The organism is Nonomuraea deserti, assembly GCF_004348685.1.
Taxonomy (GTDB): domain Bacteria; phylum Actinomycetota; class Actinomycetes; order Streptosporangiales; family Streptosporangiaceae; genus Nonomuraea; species Nonomuraea deserti.
Genome location: NZ_SMKO01000052.1, coordinates 34,668 through 51,283 on the forward strand (window position 1 = coordinate 34,668; position 16,616 = coordinate 51,283).

The following is a 16,616-nucleotide window of genomic DNA, read 5'->3' on the forward strand; positions in this document are numbered from 1 at the left end:
AGGACGATGCGGGTCGTCGCGGGGCAGCCGCCACAGACGAGGCGGGACACCGCCTACCGGCCCGGCCGGGACAGGGAGGCGCCGGTCGACGCTCTGATGATGAGCTCCGGCTGGAAGACGATCTCTTGGTGCCAGTGGCCCGCGTCGCCCCGGGAGTCGGTGAGCAGCAGCTCCGCGGCGGCGTGGCCGAGCTGGTGCTTCGGCTGGCGGATGGAGGTCAGCGACGGCGACAGCGCTGCCGCGAACTCCACGTCGTCATAGCCCATGACCGCCATGTCGTGCGGGACGCCGACGCCGCGCTGCTCCAGCCCGCGCAGCGCGCCCAGCGCCACCGTGTCGTTGACGCAGAACAGCGCCGTCGGCCCCCCGCGCAGGGATAGCCGCTCCAGCGCGGCCTCGCCCTCGCGCGGGGTGAGCGCGGGCAGGGTGACCTCGGTGACCACCTCGCCGGGGTCGAGCCCGGCGGCGCGCACCGCGTTGTCCAGCCCCTTGCGCCGGTCGGCGCACTGGCGCACGATCGACGGCCCGTTGAGGAACCCGATGCGCCGGTGGCCGAGCGACAGCAGATGGGCGCCGGCCAGCTCGCCGCCCCTGACGTTGTCGACCGCGACCGCGCAGAGCTGGGAGTCGGCGCCCGGCCGGTCGAGCAGCACCATGCCGATGCCGCGCCGGCGCAGCTCCACCAGGTGGGAGATGTCGTCGCCCGCGGGCGTGATGAGGATGCCGGGCACCCGGTGCTGCTCCAGGATCTGCAGGTAGTAGGCCTCTTTCTCGACCGAGTCGCTGGAGCTGCAGAGCACGAGCAGCAGCTCCTCCTGCGACAGCCTGGTCTCGATGCCGGGCAGCACCTCGGTGAAGAACGGGTTGCCGATGTCGCGCACCATGACGCCCACGGACCGGCTCGCGCCGCCGCGCAGCTGCCGGGCGGGAGCGTTGGGCACGAACCCCAGCGCCTTGATGGAGGCGCGCACCCGGCGCAGCGTCGGCTTGGCGACCAGCTCAGGCCGGTTGAGCACGTTGGAGACCGTTCCCACGGACACGCCGGCGTGGGCGGCGACGTCGACCATGCTGAGCCGGCGGCGCTCGGCCGGCTTGTGGATGTCGGTCACCGGCGGACAGCCCTTCTGGTCACCTGGCAGGAACACCCAGTGTAGCCATTGAAATGTTTCATCCGTATGACGTCAACGCATCAGGTTTTCAGGCAGGCATTGACGCGAGTACCTCCACCTGCTTACGGTGCGCGAGGATTGAAATGTTTCAAATAGTTGGGAGCCCCTGCATGCAGCTGGCCGTGACCGAGCCGCGGGTCGAAGGACTGGCCGAGCCCCTGGGCCTGGACGTGAGCGCTCCGCTGTTCTCGTGGCGGATCACCGGGGCCGGGCGCGGGCGCGCGCAGAGCGCGTACCGGGTGATCGTGGCGCGGGAGGGCGATCCGGCCGGCGAGGGGGCCGAGCTGGTCTGGGACAGCGGCGCCGTGACCGCGGCCGCCACGTACGACATCCCGTACGGCGGGGCGGAGCTGCGGCCGCGGACCCGCTACGGGTGGCGGGTCAAGGTGGCCGACGAGAGCGGCACGTGGTCGGAGTGGGGCCCCGCCCACTGGTTCGAGACCGGGCTCGGCGACACCGCCGGCTGGACGGCGGGCTGGATCGGCACGCCCGTGGTGCCCGGTTCGGAGCGGTTGCCGTCGCTGGAGAACGTGCCGCGCATGTGGGTCGCCGGCCGGCTCGGGCCGTCCCCTTCGCCGGTCGGGGCGTTCCGTACGCGGTTCGAGGTGCCGGGCGGGGCGCGGCCGCTGTCGGCGTGGCTGGTGGTGGGCGGCGGCTCCGAGGTGGAGGCGTACGTCAACGGCGTGCCGGTCGCCGGCGAGACGCGGGACGGCGCGTTCGTGGCCGACGCGGGCGACCTGGTGGCCTCGGGCGAGAACGTGCTGGCGATCAGGGCCGGCGGGTCCGGGCTGTGCGTGCGGCTGGAGGTCGTGGTCGAGGGGCGGCCGGTGCTGGCGCAGCTCGTGCCCGTGGCGGCGGCGGGCGGGGTGACCGTCACGTCCGGCGGCAGGTGGCGGGCGGGCGACCGGCCGGAGGACGGGTTCGAGCAGCCCGGCTTCGACGACTCGGCGTGGTCGCTGGCCGAGGTGGTGGGCCTGCACGGCGACCCGCCGCACGGCCGCGAGCCGATCGCCGACCGGCCCAGCCCCTACCTGCGGCGCGAGTTCGACGTGCCGGCGCCGGTGCGCAGGGCCAGGCTCTACGCCACCGCGCTCGGCGTCCACGAGGTGCACGTGAACGGCGGCCGGGTGGGCGCCGACCACCTCGCCCCCGGCTGGACCGACTACCGTCACCGGATCACGTACCAGACCTATGACGTCACAGACCTGCTGTCGGAGGGGCGCAACACGATCGGCGCGATCCTCGCCGACGGCTGGTACGCCGGCCACATCAGCTGGTTCGGCCCCTTCCAGTACGGCCGCAGGCCGGCCTTCCGCGCCGAGCTGGAGATCCTGCACGACGACGGCAGCGTGACCCGGCTGCGCACGGACGCCGGGTGGCGGGCGGGGACGGGCGCGATCCGCTACGCCGACCTGCAGAACGGCGAGCGGCAGGACCTCGCCGCGGAGCCGCTCGGCTGGACGGCGGCCGGGTTCGACGACTCCGGCTGGGCGCCCGCGGTGCCCGTGAGCCCGCCGCCCGGCCGGTTGACCGCCGCCGTCGCGCCGCCGATCCGGGTGCACGAGGAGCTGGAGCCGGTCGCGGTCTGGGAGCGGAGCCCCGGCGTGTGGATCGCCGACTTCGGGCAGAACCTGGTCGGCTGGGTCCGGCTCACCGGCCGCGCCGGCCGGGGCCGCCCGGTGGTGCTGCGCCACGCCGAGGTCCTCGACCACGAGGGCGGGCCGCACCTGGCCAACCTGCGCTCGGCCCGCGCGACGGACGAGTTCCTGCCGAGCGGAGACGCGCCTGAGACGTTCGAGCCGCGCTTCACCTTCCACGGCTTCCGCTACGTCGAGGTGTCGGGGCTGCGCGCGGCCCCGGCGCGGATCACGGCCAGGGTCGCCCATGCCGCGATGGAGCCGGCGGGCGAGTTCACCTGCTCCGACGAGCGGCTCGACCGGCTGCAGCGCAACATCGTGTGGGGGCAGCGGGGCAACTTCCTGGCCGTTCCCACCGACTGCCCGCAGCGTGACGAGCGGCTCGGCTGGACGGGCGACATCTGGGCGTTCGCGCCCACGGCGCTGTTCAACTACGACGTCTCCCGCTTCCTGCGCAGCTGGCTGGACGACGTGGTGGCCGCGCAGGGCGACGACGGCGCCGTCACGCACGTGGTGCCCGACGTGTTGTCCGGCCGCGGGTTGTCGCCCGACGCCAAGGAGGCGGGCTCGCCCGGCTGGGGCGACGCGCTGGTGATGCTGCCCTGGGTGCTGCACCGGCTGCGCGGCGACACGGGTGTGGTGGCGGCCTGCTTCGAGCCGATGAAGCGCTGGCTGGCGTACCTGGACAAACGCTCCGACGGCGGGATCTTCCCGGAGGAGGGGTTCGGCGACTGGCTGTCGATCGGCGCCGAGACGTCCAAGCGGCTCGTCGGCACCGCGATCTTCGCGCTGTCCGCCCGGCAGCTCGCCGGGCTGGCCGCCGCGCTCGGCCGCCACGCGGACGAGCGGGCCTGCCTGGAACTGTACGGCCGCGTACGGGAGGCGTTCCGCGCGGCCTTCGTCGAGGGCCCCGGCGTGCTGGCGGAGGGCACGCAGACCGCCTACGTGCTGGCCGTCACGGCGGGGCTGTTCGAGGAGCACGAGCTGCCCAGGGCGGCCGCCCGGCTGGCCGGCGACATCGAGGCCCGCGGCGGCCACCTGTCGACGGGCTTCCTCGGCACGCCGTTCCTGCTGGACGCGCTCACGTCGACCGGGCGGCTGGACGTGGCCTACCGGCTGCTGACGCAGGACACCTTCCCGTCCTGGCTCTACCCGGTCGTCCACGGCGGGGCGACGACCATGTGGGAGCGCTGGGACTCGTGGAGCCACCACCGGGGGCTGCAGGACCCGGGCATGAACTCCTTCAACCACTACGCGTACGGCGCCGTCGGCGACTGGATGTACCGGACGGTCGGCGGGCTCGCCCCGGGGTCGCCCGGCTACGCCGACGTCGTGGTGCGGCCGCGACCGGGCGGCGGGATCACCTGGGCGACGACCGCGCACCGCACCCGGCACGGCCGGGTGGAGGTCGCCTGGCGGCTGGAGGGCGACCGCTTCGCGCTGGACGTCGTCGTGCCGCCCAACACCCGCGCCGAGGTGCACGTGCCCGCGCCGCCCGAGCGGGTGACCGAGGGCGGCGTGCCGGCCGGCCGGGCGGAGTGCGTGACCTTCGACCGGGTGGACGGCGGGGGAGCGGTCTACCGGGTCGGCTCGGGCTCGTACGCGTTCCGGGCGCATGACACGGCAAGCTGAGAGGCAGTTCGATCGTGACCAGCACAAAGGCGCGCCGCCGGCCCCCGTGGGGCGTCTACCTCGTCCTCCTCCCCACATTCGCCCTGCTCGCGGCGTTCGCGTACTACCCGGCGCTGAACGGCATGGTCCACTCGCTCTTCGAGTGGCGGCCGGGCTTCGAGTCGCCCTTCGTCGGCTTCGAGAACTATCTGACGATGCTCGGCGACGACCTGTGGTGGGCCTCGTTCCGCAACATCGGGATCATCTTCGTCTGGGCGGTCACGCTCATGTGGGTGTTCCCGCTGCTGGCAGCCGAGCTGGTGATGTCGTTGTCGAGCGAGCGGCTGCGCTTCGTGTTCCGCACGCTGCTCATCCTCCCGCTGGCCTTCCCGGCGGTGGTCAACGTGCTGCTGTGGCAGTTCATGTACGACCCGCGCGACGGCGTCATCAACAGCCTGCTGCGCGCGATGGGGCTGGAGGGGCTGGCGGGCAACTGGATCGGCGACCCCGACACCGCGCTCGTGGCGCTGATGACGATCGGCTTCCCGTGGGTGGCGAGCCTGCCGTTCCTCGTCTTCCTGTCGGCGTTGCAGAACGTGCCGGCGGAGATCTACCAGGCCGCCGAGGTCGACGGCGCGGGGCGGCTGCGCCGCTTCTGGAGCATCGACCTGCCGATGATGTTCCGCGACGTCAAGCTGCTGTTCGTGCTGGCGGTGATCTCGGTGCTGCAGTACGGCATGCAGGCGCACATCATGACCGGGGGCGGGCCCGACAACGCCACGCAGGTGCCGGTGCTGCGCATGCTCGACGCGGCCTTCGTGGACACGAGCTGGGGTTACGCGGCGACGCTCGGCACCGTGCTGTTCGTGCTGACCCTCGCGGTGAGCCTGGTCGCGCTGACGCTGGGCAGGAAGGCGGACGCATGAGCCGCACGCGCAGGACCGACCTGGTGGCGGGGGCCGTGCTGGCGGTGCTGGCGTTCGCCGGGCTGTTCCCCTACCTGTTCATGCTGGCGGCCTCGGTCAAGGACAACGAGCAGTTCTTCGCCGGCTACTGGTCGCCCGCCTGGCCGTTCCACCTGGACAACTACGCGGTGGCCTGGGAGCAGGTCAGCCCTTACCTGTTCACCTCGTTCGTGGTGGCGGGGCTGGCCATCGCCGGCACGCTGGTGCTGGCCCCGGCCGCGGCGTTCGTCTTCGCCCGCTTCCGCTTCCCCGGTCGCGGCGCGCTGTTCGGGCTGATCGCGGCGCTGCTCATGGTGCCCTCGATCACCAGCCTGGTCCCGCTCTTCGTGCTGATGCGGGATCTGGGCATCCTGGACAGCCGGCTGGTGCTGATCGTCCCGCACGTCACCGCGAACACGGTGTTCGGGATCGTCATCATGCGCACCTACATGGCGCAGATCCCTGAGGAGATCTTCGAGGCGGCCCGGGTCGACGGCGCGGGCGGGACCCGGTTGTTCCTGGCCTTCATGCTGCCGCTGTCCCGGCCCGTCATCGGCACCGTGGCGCTGATGACGGTGCTGGGCGTGTGGAACGACTACTTCTGGCCGCTGCTCACGGTGCAGACCGATGCGTACCGGACGATCCCCGCCGGGCTGGCGTTCTTCGCCAACCAGAACGCGCAGCAGTGGGGTCCGCTGTTCGCGGGCTACGTTCTGGCCAGCCTTCCGCTGGTGGTGCTGTTCACGTTCCTGTCCAAGTGGTTCCTGGCCGGCATCCAGGGCGGCATCGTCTCCGGCAGATGAGGGCCGCCGTCCGTTGAAACGTATCAACCAAGAAAGGAACCGGCTCCCCATGAGAACACCCCCCAAGAGCGGGCTGGCGGCCTCGGCCCTGCTGCTCGCGCTCACCGGCTGCGGCCTGCTGGGCACCGGCGACACGTCGGCGACCGGCGCCGACGGCAAGGTCACGATCACGCTGGCCGGCCCCAACCAGTGGAACGCCAGCGGCAGCAGCTTCGGCCCGGCCTGGGAGGCGCTCGTCGACTCCTTCGAGAAGCGCGAGCCGGGCATCGAGGTCAAGACCCAGGTGCTGCCCCTCGACGGCTTCTCCCAGACGATCACCACCCAGCTCGCCGCCGGCACCGCGCCCGAACTGGTCTTCAACCAGCCGCCGCACAAGGCGCACGAGGTGCACGCGCTCGACGCCGAACTGCAGGAGCCCAACCCGTACGTGCCGGGCAACCAGCGCTGGATCGACGTGTTCAGGAAGGAGTACTACGGCCCCGGCGTCTCCAAGGCGCTCAGCAAGGAGAGCGGCAAGCTGGAGTACATCCCGTTCAACCTGGTCGCGATCGGCCTGTTCTACAACAAGGACGCCTTCGCCAAGGCGGGCATCGAGCAGCCGCCGGCCACCTGGGAGGACTTCAGGTCCGCCTGCGCGAAGCTGAAGGACGCCGGCTTCGACCCGGTCGCGCTCGACAAGGGCGGCCTGGCCGCGGGCTGGACGTGGGAGGCGGTCAGCACCCAGCTCATCGACAAGTACTACGACGAGTGGAACCAGTTCGACGCCACCGGCGAGCCCGGCAAGGCGCCGACCGTGACCGAGAAGTCGATGAGCAAGGTGATCAAGGAGGGCACGCTCACCACCAGGACGCCCGAGGTGGCCGAGTCGCTCAAGATCTACAAGGAGTTCTTCGACTGCGGCACGCCCAACTGGACGGGCGTGGCCGACGGCGGCGCGACGGTCGGCTACCGCGACTTCGTCTCCGGCAAGGCGGCCATGTCGTGGGGCACCGACTTCGCCGTCGAGGCGCTGAAGGCGGACGCGAAGTTCCCGCTCGGCACGATGCCGTTCCCGACGATCACCAAGGCCACCACGTCGCTGTCGACGGACGCCCCCGCCCGTTACGGCGCGTCGATCGGCGGCACCAGCTACATGATCCCGTCGACGGTCGAGGACGAGAAGTACGCGGCGGCGATCAAGTTCCTGCAGTACATGAGCTCGCCGGCGATCAAGCCGTGGCTGGACGCGACCGGCGGCCTGCCCGCCGTCGAGGGCGTCGAGCCGTCGGCCGAGACCGCGGGGCTCCTGGAGGGCGAGTGGGGCAAGCCGTTCCGGGTGACCGCGTTGCCCGGGGGCCCCGAGGGCACCTCGTTCCGCGACGTGTTCGACGGCTACCTGCTGGGCGAGCGCTCGCTGGAGGAGGAGCTGACCGACCTGGCGAAGTGGTGGGAACGCGGCATCGAGGCCGGAATCAAGAAGAACGCCTGGGGCGACGAGGACTGGGCCAAGTAGGAGGTAGCTGACAATGCGGTTATTGATCGCCCTGGTGCTGGCCGTACCGGCGATGTTCGTGAGCCTGCCCGCGCACGCGGCAACCCCAGACGGGGTGACCGGTGTGGAGGTCGGCGAGAGCGCGGTCACCATCACGGGCACCGCGTCCGGGCCCGCCGAGTTGTACGCGCTCGACACGTGGCAGGACACGCACACGGGGGAGGCGCCGGTCGCGACCGTCGAGGCGGGCGAGTTCCGTGTCGAGGTGCCGCGCATGGACGGGGACCAGGACCGGCTCTACGACAAGTTCATCGCGGTGGGCGCGGAGGGGCCGCTGGGCGAGGTGCACTACGCCGACCGGCTGAGCTTCGCGTCCACCAGCCAAGCCCCATATCCCGAAATGTCGGGCAAAAAGGGTCTGCAAGTGCAGATGTCCGACGACGCCGAGGAAATCGGCGTCCAGCACGCCGGCATCAACCTGGCCCTCGACTCGGTCATGATGGCCGGGCCCGGCGACCCCGGCAACACCATCGAGTTCGTCTCCCAGGGCCAGACCTACTACTTCGACCGCGGCGCCGTCGCCGGACTGGACGCCCAGGTCAAGCCGCTGTCGGACAACGGGATGCTGGTCAACCTGATCGTCCTCGTCTACAACAGCACCGCTCCCAACTCCGCCGCCCGCACCCTCATCCACCCCGAGGCCGAGCTGGGCAAGGGCACGGTCTACGCGTTCAACACCAAGACGGCCGAGGGCGAGGCGCACTTCACGGCCGCGATGGAGTTCTTCGCCCAGCGCTACAGCCGGGCCGACGGCCGGTACGGAAGGGCATGGGGCTGGATCGTCGGCAACGAGATCGACGCCCAGCAGTTCTGGTACAACATGGGCCCGCAGGAGCGGGACGTCTTCCTGGAGCAGTACACCCGGGCGATGCGGCTGACCTGGCAGGCCGTGCGCAAGGCCGACGCCGCCGCGCGCGTCTACACCTCGCTGACGCACTTCTGGACCGGCGCGGCCAACGACGACCCGAAATACACCTACAAGGGCCGCGACGTGGTCGACGGGCTCAACGCGCTCACCAAACGCCAGGGCGACTTCGACTGGAACATCGCCTACCACCCGTACCCGGAGAACCTGTTCAACCCCGCGTTCTGGAACGACAAGACCGCCACGGACAGCTTCGACACGATGCGGATCACGTTCAAGAACATCGAGCTGCTGCCGCGCTACCTCGCCCAGGACCACCTGACGTACGGCGGCGAGCGGCGGCGGGTGATCCTCTCCGAGCAGGGGCTGAACTCGCAGGACTACTCCGACGAGGAGCTCAGGCTCCAGGCCGCGGCCTACGCGTACGCCTACTACAAGGTGGCCTTCGCCGACGGCATCGACTCCTTCATCCTGCACCGGCACGTCGACCACAAGCAGGAGGGCGGGCTCCGGCTCGGCCTGTGGACGTGGGACGCGGAGCACGAGGCCGCGTCCAACGCCGGCGAGCGCAAGCCGGTGCACGAGGTGTTCGCCGGGATCGACACCGAACGGTCGCTGGAGGTGACCGAGTTCGCCAAGGAGATCATCGGGATCTCCGACTGGAAGGACGTCATCCCCGGTTTCGACCCCGCCGAGCTCGCCGTCAGGAAGCCGCCCACCACGGTCGGGGTGCGACTCGGCGCCGAGCCGGTGGCCGAGCGGGTGATCTCCGGCTTCGAGACGGACACCGGCGGCTGGCGGCCCTCGGACAACGCCGCCGCCGTGGAGCGGGTGGCCGCCGGCGACGGGCACGCCCTGCGCGTCCGCTTCGACCGCGACCTGCCCGGCTGGTCGCAGTACGCCAAGTCGTACAAGGGCGCCGACGTGGTGTTCGGCGAGCCGCTCGACGCCACGCGCACGTCGCGGCTCTCGGTCTCGATCAGGGTGCCGGAGAACGCCGACGACGGCTTCAAGCCGGGCAACGCCTTCTCCGCCAAGATCCGCGTGTACGGGCGGGACGGCGCGGTGGCGGAGGGCGTGGGCGCGATCGACCCCGCGCTCGGCTGGAACCGGCTCACGCTCGACCTGTCCCGCTGGGCCCCGCGCGAGGCGATCTCCAGGGTCAAGGTGTGGGTGCGCGGCTCGGTCGGCTCCGACTGGGCGGGCTCGTACGAGATCGACCGGCTCAGCCTGGCCGCGGCCGCGGTGCCCAGCCCGGACCGGCGCAACATCGACGTGACCGCCGCCACCGGCGAGCGCGGCCAGGTCGGCTCCACGGTCACCTTCACCGTGACCAACCGGGACGTGCTGCCCATGGCGGGCAAGGTCCGGCTCACCTCCTGCGACGGCGTGACCGTCGACCCGGACGCGCTGCGCGTGACCGGCCTGCGCACCGGAGCCAGCCGTACGTTCGGGACGAAGCTGACCGCGTACGAGCCGGCGGACCAGGAGTATCCGGTCGTGTGCGCGTCCTACTCGGGCCAGGAGCGGCGGGTGACGTTCCGGCTGCCGCCGGAGGCCGGGTCCGTGCCGCCCGCCCCTGACGCCTTCGCCAACCTGGAGCTCGACGACACCTTCGACAGCGCCGGCGACTACCAGGTGCACCGGGCGGAGCCGGAGAACAAGGAGCTGCCGCAAGTGACGTACGCGGACGGCGCGCTGTCGGCCGCCCACCCGTCGGCGGGCTGGTTCGGGCTGATGTCGTCGAGCGTGTCGCCGCGTAACCCGGCGTTCAGCACGGCGATCACCGTCAGGAAGTTCCAGGGCGACTCCACCGACATGGACACCGTCTACACGGGCCTGGTCAAGGACGGCAGGACGGACGTGGTGGCGTTCTACGTGAACACGCAGAAGTTTGTGGGCTTCGAGGTGCGCGGACCCCAGGTGCCGGGCGGACTCGCGGTCTTCGGCGTCAAGCAGGGCGTGAGCATCCCCGACGGCGGCCGGTTCGCGCTGTCGCTGGTGGGCGACCGCGCCGCCGTCTACGCCGACACCGGGTCGGGCTGGGAACTCGTCACCGCCGCCACGCTGGAGCACCTGCCCGCGCTGTCGGACCCGGAGGTGCGGGCCGGCTACCGGTACGGATTCGGCGTGCGCGGCGACGCGGGGGCCGGCCCGCTGCAGCTCGACGCGGTGGAAGGACGCAGCATCTCGTGAGGTCCGCGGTCTCGGGACCGGCCTACGTCCGCTCTTCTGCGGACAGCCGGTCGAAGAGGCCGCAGACGCCGACGAGGCACACGAAGAACGCCGCGGCCGCCCACAGCAGGCGTGCTTCCGGGTGCCCGGCGGGCGGCGTGGCCGCCTGGGTGACGGCGGCCACGCCGCCCACCCCGGCGGCGCACGCCACCGCGAGCTGCGAGAGCCAGACCACCGGCCGCCCGGTGGCCTGCGCGAACACGTCGCGCAGGCCGTACACCAGGGCGACGAGTACGACCAGCACGGCGCCACCGGCGGCGGCGTGCGGGGCGCCGAGCGAGAGGCCGTACCGGATCGGCAGAGCGGGAACGAAGAACAGCACCAGGAACCAGCCGAAGGAGTGGCCGACCGCGTCGACGCGGTGCCCCGGCGGGCGCCAGGGGAACGAGCGGGCCCCGTAGCGGACGGCGGCCAGCACGACCAGGGCGGCCATCCCGGGGATCGCCTGGGCGCCCAGGTGCCCGAGGTTGTAGAGCAGCGCGGTGTCGTACACGACGAGGACGAGCGCTCCGAGCGCCGCCGTCGAAAGGGCGAAGAGCAGCAGCCCCGACAGGCCGGTGGCGCGGGCCCAGCCCTCGCGGGTGAGCCGCGCCGCCCAGAGCGGCACGACGGCCGCGGCCACGACCCTGATGATGACGTCCTGAACCGTGTACGGATGGAACAGCTGCCACTCGACCAGGCAGAAGATCGCGGTGTACGCCGCCGACGCCGGCCATGCCAGCCGCAGCGCCCGCGCGTAGACGCCGGGGGAGAACCACCGGCAGACCGACAGGTAAGCGAAGACGACGAACGGCAGCTCAAGGAAGGCCTGCACCCGTAACACCGTCGGAGCCAGCAGCTCGGGCAGCGGGAAGCTCGCCGCCAGCGCCTGCATCGCGGGGCCGCGCGCGAGCGAGAACCACCCGTCCGGCAGGTGGCGGGCGACGAACGACACGTCGCCGCCCCGCACGCTCAGGATGTACACGGTGAACAGCACCTGGTTGGCATAGATCAGGCACGTCACCAGGGCCAGCGCGGCCTCGGGGGAGCGCCACCAGGACGCACGGCTCCCGCGCGGTTCCCTCGTCACCGGCTTGCGCCGGGCGAGCGCCAGCGCGGCCACGACCGATCCGGCGATGAGGGCGTGCACGATCATGCGGGTCATCATCCCGCGAAACCGCCCGCCGCCGCGGGCCCGGCGATCCCGGCGGCCCCGCATCCAGGCAGGGGCTCGCGCCGTCGTGCTCACAGCCAGTCGTGTTCGCGCGCGTAGCGCGCCGCTTCGTGCCGGATCCTGGTCTGGGTCTTCTGCATCGCGTTGGACAGGTGGTTGCGCACCGTGCCCTCCGCCAGGTGGAGCCGGGCGGCGATCACCCGCACCGAGGAGCTCACCCTGCTCAAGCGGCTGATCCCCGGCGGCTCGGCCACCGAACTCGTCGTCAACGCCTGGAACGGCGGCGTTCCCCTCGCGGACTCCCTGCTCCTCCTGGCACCCACGCCGGGCTGGGTCGTCGTCGCCGTCGCGCCGGCTTCCCGGATCTTCCGCTGGGAGCCCCGCCGATGACGCTCCCGGAGTCGATCCGGACCTGCCAGCACAACGTCACGACGGATCGTGTCCGCCACCCGACGTCCGGCGCGGCAGGGGCCGATCTCGCGCCGTGCGCGGCAGAACCGGCCCGGACCCGGTGACGGCGCCGCGGGGGGCGTGGCATTCCCGCAGGTCAGTGGTGCCGCTGGCGGAGCGGGTATACCCTTCCCTCATGACCCCGCAGGACCTCGCCACCCTCGTGCACCTGAGGCGGGCTCGGGATCTGATCGACCGGGAATACACCCGCCCGCTCGACGTGCCGACGCTGGCCCGCCACGCGTTCATGTCGCCGGCGCACTTCTCACGGCAGTTCCGGGCGGCCTACGGCGAGACGCCGTACAACTACCTCATGACCCGCCGCGTCGAACGCGCGATGGCGTTGCTGCGCGCGGGTGTCAGCGTGACCGACGCGTGCATGGCGGTCGGCTGCACCTCGCTCGGCTCGTTCAGCTCCCGGTTCACCCAGCTTCTGGGGGAGACGCCGAGCGCCTACCGCGCCCGGGAGCACCGCGCCGTGACGGCGATGCCCCCGTGCGTGGCGAAGGTGCACACCCGGCCGACCAGAAACGCGTCGAGCAGGATCGAAGAAGCGGACAGCGAGGCGGTTACCTAGCGTTGTCCGCATGACCATCTCACTCCACAACTGCCACATCACCGTCCACGACGTCGACGAAGCGCTCGGCTTCTACCGCGACGCGCTCGGCCTCGAGGTACGCAACGACGTCCCCTCCGGCGAGGGCCGCTGGGTCACCCTCGGCAGCCCCGGCCTGCCGGCCCCTGAATACGTGCTCTCCACACCGCATTCCGGCCGGTCGAAGGCCGACGGCGACGCCCTCCAGGACCTGCTCGCCAAGGGCGTGCTGCCGATGATCGTCTTCCGCGCCGGCGATCTCGACGCGACCTTCGACAAGGTCCGCGAATCCGGCGCCGAGGTGCTGCAGGAGCCCATCGACCAGCCCTGGGGCCCGCGCGACTGCGCGTTCCGCGACCCCTCGGGCACCATGGTGCGCATCGCGCAGGCACCGAAGGCGTAGGCGTACGCGGGGCGCTCGGCTGCCGGTGGCGCAGGTCGTCGGTGAGGACGGCACCGGGTGCCGGCTCCCGCCCGTCGGCGATCGGGAGCCGGGCACGTCGGACGTGGGGCGGGACCGGTCGCGGCCGGTGATCAGGGGGTGCGCGGGACGTCCTTGACGAACACGATCCCGTCGCTCGCGGCCACATGGGCCGGGTTCAGCGGGAAGTAGCCGTACCAGGGGGACACGCGGGGAGCGGGCGGCGGGTCGCTGAGGGCGGCGGCCAGCCGGCGGGCGTCGACGACGTAGTGGTCGTGCGGGATCGTGTACAGCAGCCCTTCGAGGGTGTCCGGGGGAGGGGTGTCCACTCCCTGGTGCCGGATCGTGCCGATGGCCGTGGCCAGGAAGGCGTACCCCTCGCCCAGGTGGGCGCTCACGAGCGCGCCGGCGCCCCACCATTCCGGTTGCAGGTCGCCCAGCCGCATCGTGCTCTTCTCGCGCTGGAGATGGGCGTTGTGGGCGTGGACCAGGGCCGGGCCCCGCTCGGCGATCGCGAGGAGGTTGGCGGCCATCATCGTGTCCCGCACGCCCAGCAGCCGTGCCACGCGGCCCGGTGACGTGTCTGCCATCCAGAAGTGGTAGCGCAGCAGGCCGGTGGCGGTGCGCCCGTACAGGCGCGCCCGGTCCCAGTCGTCGCGTGAGGACGCCGCGATCAGGTACGGCGTCTCCGCGTCGAGCAGCGCCACCAGGTCGTCGGCGAGCAGTCGCAGCTCCCTGGCCTCGGCCGACCGCCCGGTAGACCGGGACGGGTCCATGATCGCGGCGGGCTCGGTCCACCGGTCGTCGGCGCCGAGCAGGCGGTCGAGCGTTTCCGCGGAGCAGGGCAGCAGATCCGCCTCCACCCGGGCCGCGAGGTAGCCGTGGAGCGCGGTGAGGGCCTGCCGGGGGCTCGCGGCGGCGGTCATCTCCAGCGGGCCGTCGAAACCGGCGAAGCGCAGCCGCTCGGACGCGGGCCGGCCGTCGTTGTAGGCCCGCATCCAGCGGACGAGCTCACGGTTGGCCGCGGACGCGCCGAACCCGTGGCTGAACCCGCGCTCCATGACCTCGTCGAGCTTCCCCGTGCCCGAGGTGACGTGGTCGTCCACCACCAGGCCCATCATGCAGTCGCTCTCGATCGCGATCGTGCGGTGGCCCTCCTGCTCGACGAGCTGCCGGAAGAGGTCGTTCCGCTGGTGGAGCAGGATGTCCTCGCCGTGGGTGGGCTCGCCCAGGGCGAGCAGCCGCGGGCGGGCCGGGAGCAGCCTCATGACGGCGGCGGCCTCGACGGCCTGGGCGATGTCCTGGATGCGGGTAGTCATTCCTTCAACGGTATCGCTGAACCTTCCGTGGAGACTTTCCCGCGATATCACTATATTCACGGGGCTTAAGTCTCAAAACGGCGTCGACGCCGTACCGCCTCCTCGCCGCGGCGAGCGGATCCGCGGGCCGTGCGGAGTCACAGATTCGGAGGCTGCCCGGTCTTACCTGAGGAACGAATCCGATGCGACGCCATGGTGAGAGAGGACGACCATGAGTGGTACTCATCGCCGGAGATCGGTCTCCTCGGTCTCAACGGCTCCAGCGAGCACGGCTCGCCAGGTGATCACGGCGACGCGAAGCGCCGTGCCATGACGGGCGGGCAGGGGCTGCCGTCGGACGAGGGCCCGACGCCGGCGGGCCTGCGCGCCCTTCCCCGTCCCGTGGCGGCGGTGGTAGGGGGCGGAGGTGCGCTCGGGGCCGCGCAGGTCGGCGTCGGGTACGCGTTGGAGCAGCGCGAGTTCGTCCCGGACCTGATCGTCGGAACCTCGGTGGGCGCACTCAACGGAGCGATCGCGGCCGCCCACCCCGGCGAGGCCGCACCATGGCTGGATCGTGTGTGGACCCAGGTGCGCCGCCGCGAGGTGTTCCCGCTCGGCTACCGGTCCTCGCGGGCCGGCGTCTTCGCCGACCGTGGCCTGCGCAGGCTGATCGCCCAGGCCGGGCTGCCCTCGCGGATCGAGCAGTTGGAGATCCCCTTCACTGCGGTGGCCATGGATCTGGCCACCGGTGCTCAGGTGCTGCTCGACCGCGGAGACCTCGAGTCGGCGCTGCTGGCCAGCGCGGCCGTTCCCGGGGTCCTGCCCCCGGTCGATCGGGACGGCAGGACACTCGTCGACGGCGGCGTGATCGCGCTGGTCCCGGTACGTGCGGCCCTGCGGAAAGGGGCGGCCAGCGTGGTGGTGCTGTCGACCGGGCCGGCGAGCCGGCCGCCGCTCCCGGCCACGCCGCCCAGGAAGGCAGGCGCGGTCGCCGCCAGGGCCGGGCTGCTGCTCTGGCACGACCAGGTCGAGCGTGACCTGCGCGAGGTGTCCGAACGGATCCCGACCGTCGTGGTGCCGACCGGCGTCGAGACCTGGCCCGCGCCGTGGGACTTCGGCCACTCCCGGCGGCTGATCACCACGGCCTCCGGCACGGCGGGCCGTTTCCTCGACGGGCTGCGCGTCAGCGGGCCCGGCCTGTATCGGGCCGACGACCCACCCGCCGATCCGGCACGGACCGCCACCGCATCGGAGGCCGGCCGGTGAGCACCATCGCGTTCCTCAACGTCGCCATGCACGGCCACATCAATCCGACACTCCCGATCGCGGCCGAGCTGGTCCGCCGCGGCCACTCCGTCACCTATCACACCACGCCGGCGTTCGCGAAGGAGATCGAGGCCACCGGGGCGACCGTGTGCCTCTACGCCGGGGGAGACCGGCCGTTCCCCGGTCCGCCGATGCCGGTCACGATGCTGGACGGCCTCGCGCGCACCGCCGTCGGGCTGCTGCCCGCCGCGCTCGCCGATCTACGTCGTGTCCGGCCCGACCTTATCGTCCACGGCGCCGCCTGCCTCTGGGGAGCCGTCGCCGCCCGCGAGCTCGCGGTGCCGGCCGCGGCGCTGTTCACCACGTTCGCGTTCAACCGGCACGCGCCCAGCCCCACCGGCGCCTCATGGGAGCTGCTGGCCTCGGCGGCGACCCGGCCGCGCACCGTCCAGGGCTACGTGCGGTCGAGGTGGCGGCTGTCCCGTCGCCACGACACCCGCGGGTTGCCGCTGCTCGACCTGGCGAACGTACGCCAGCCGCTCAACCTGGTCTTCACCTCGCGCGCGTTCCAGCCGGGCGCCGGCGCCTTCGGCCCGTCGTACCGGTTCGTCGGGCCGAGCCTCGGCGCCCGCCCACCC

At 72.1% G+C, this 16,616-nt stretch carries 13 protein-coding genes and 1 pseudogene; 10 read left to right on the forward strand and 4 right to left on the reverse strand.

All coding sequences use genetic code 11. The features are described from left to right. Positions 1-53 precede the first annotated feature (53 nt). Positions 54-1,109, reverse strand: a complete 1,056-nt coding sequence (locus tag E1292_RS20570) for a LacI family DNA-binding transcriptional regulator (RefSeq protein WP_246090224.1) — start codon at positions 1,107-1,109, stop codon at positions 54-56. Between the two features lie 170 nt (positions 1,110-1,279). Between E1292_RS20570 and E1292_RS20575 the strand changes: the two genes are divergently transcribed. Genes E1292_RS20575 through E1292_RS20595 form a run of 5 tightly spaced genes read left to right on the forward strand, consistent with a single transcriptional unit; the run spans position 1,280 to position 10,756 of the window. Then, positions 1,280-4,438 carry a glycoside hydrolase family 78 protein gene (locus E1292_RS20575; RefSeq protein WP_132596858.1) on the forward strand — a complete coding sequence of 1,053 codons (3,159 nt, stop codon included), beginning with the start codon at positions 1,280-1,282 and terminating at the stop codon, positions 4,436-4,438. A gap of 14 nt (positions 4,439-4,452) precedes the next feature. Continuing rightward, positions 4,453-5,343 (forward strand): carbohydrate ABC transporter permease, encoded by an 891-nt coding sequence (locus E1292_RS20580; RefSeq protein WP_246090225.1) that lies wholly within the window; start codon positions 4,453-4,455, stop codon positions 5,341-5,343. Continuing rightward, a complete protein-coding gene (locus E1292_RS20585; protein ID WP_132596860.1) occupies positions 5,340-6,164 on the forward strand; it encodes a carbohydrate ABC transporter permease in 825 nt (274 codons plus the stop codon). Before E1292_RS20580 ends, E1292_RS20585 begins: the two co-directional genes overlap by 4 nt. Before the next feature lie 49 nt (positions 6,165-6,213). Next, the gene (locus E1292_RS20590) at positions 6,214-7,656 is read left to right on the forward strand and encodes an ABC transporter substrate-binding protein (protein WP_132596861.1); all 1,443 of its coding nucleotides are present in this window, start codon (positions 6,214-6,216) and stop codon (positions 7,654-7,656) included. A gap of 13 nt (positions 7,657-7,669) precedes the next feature. Then, complete coding sequence (locus tag E1292_RS20595; RefSeq protein ID WP_132596862.1) at positions 7,670-10,756, forward strand: DUF5722 domain-containing protein; 3,087 nt, start codon at positions 7,670-7,672, stop codon at positions 10,754-10,756. A 22-nt stretch (positions 10,757-10,778) separates the two neighbouring features. Here the strand turns inward: E1292_RS20595 and E1292_RS20600 are convergent, their stop codons facing one another. Next, positions 10,779-11,930 carry a hypothetical protein gene (locus E1292_RS20600; RefSeq protein WP_132596863.1) on the reverse strand — a complete coding sequence of 384 codons (1,152 nt, stop codon included), beginning with the start codon at positions 11,928-11,930 and terminating at the stop codon, positions 10,779-10,781. An 89-nt stretch (positions 11,931-12,019) separates the two neighbouring features. After that, positions 12,020-12,148, reverse strand: a pseudogene (locus E1292_RS20605) (LuxR C-terminal-related transcriptional regulator); the annotation flags it as partial. Between E1292_RS20605 and E1292_RS20610 the strand changes: the two are divergent. From E1292_RS20610 to E1292_RS20620, 3 genes are all read left to right on the forward strand, one after another. Further along, positions 12,114-12,338 carry a hypothetical protein gene (locus E1292_RS20610; protein WP_246090226.1) on the forward strand — a complete coding sequence of 75 codons (225 nt, stop codon included), beginning with the start codon at positions 12,114-12,116 and terminating at the stop codon, positions 12,336-12,338. The pseudogene E1292_RS20605 and the gene E1292_RS20610 overlap by 35 nt on opposite strands. A gap of 196 nt (positions 12,339-12,534) precedes the next feature. After that, the gene (locus tag E1292_RS20615; protein WP_132596864.1) at positions 12,535-12,975 is read left to right on the forward strand and encodes a helix-turn-helix transcriptional regulator; all 441 of its coding nucleotides are present in this window, start codon (positions 12,535-12,537) and stop codon (positions 12,973-12,975) included. 10 nt (positions 12,976-12,985) lie between these two features. Beyond that, on the forward strand, positions 12,986-13,396 hold the full coding sequence (locus E1292_RS20620) for a VOC family protein (protein ID WP_132596865.1): 411 nt from the start codon (positions 12,986-12,988) through the stop codon (positions 13,394-13,396). Positions 13,397-13,527: 131 nt separating this feature from the next. Here the strand turns inward: E1292_RS20620 and E1292_RS20625 are convergent, their stop codons facing one another. Next, entirely contained in the window at positions 13,528-14,733 is a 1,206-nt protein-coding gene (locus E1292_RS20625) for an erythromycin esterase family protein (RefSeq protein WP_132596866.1), read from the reverse strand. Positions 14,734-14,925: 192 nt separating this feature from the next. Here E1292_RS20625 and E1292_RS20630 point away from each other — a divergent pair, with 192 nt between their 5' ends. Both E1292_RS20630 and E1292_RS20635 read left to right on the forward strand, forming a co-directional pair. After that, positions 14,926-15,978 (forward strand): patatin-like phospholipase family protein, encoded by a 1,053-nt coding sequence (locus E1292_RS20630; RefSeq protein ID WP_220446963.1) that lies wholly within the window; start codon positions 14,926-14,928, stop codon positions 15,976-15,978. Next, positions 15,975-16,616, forward strand: a 642-nt coding sequence (locus E1292_RS20635) for a glycosyltransferase (RefSeq protein ID WP_342775675.1), incomplete at its 3' end; no start/stop codon positions are given. The genes E1292_RS20630 and E1292_RS20635, both read left to right, overlap by 4 nt.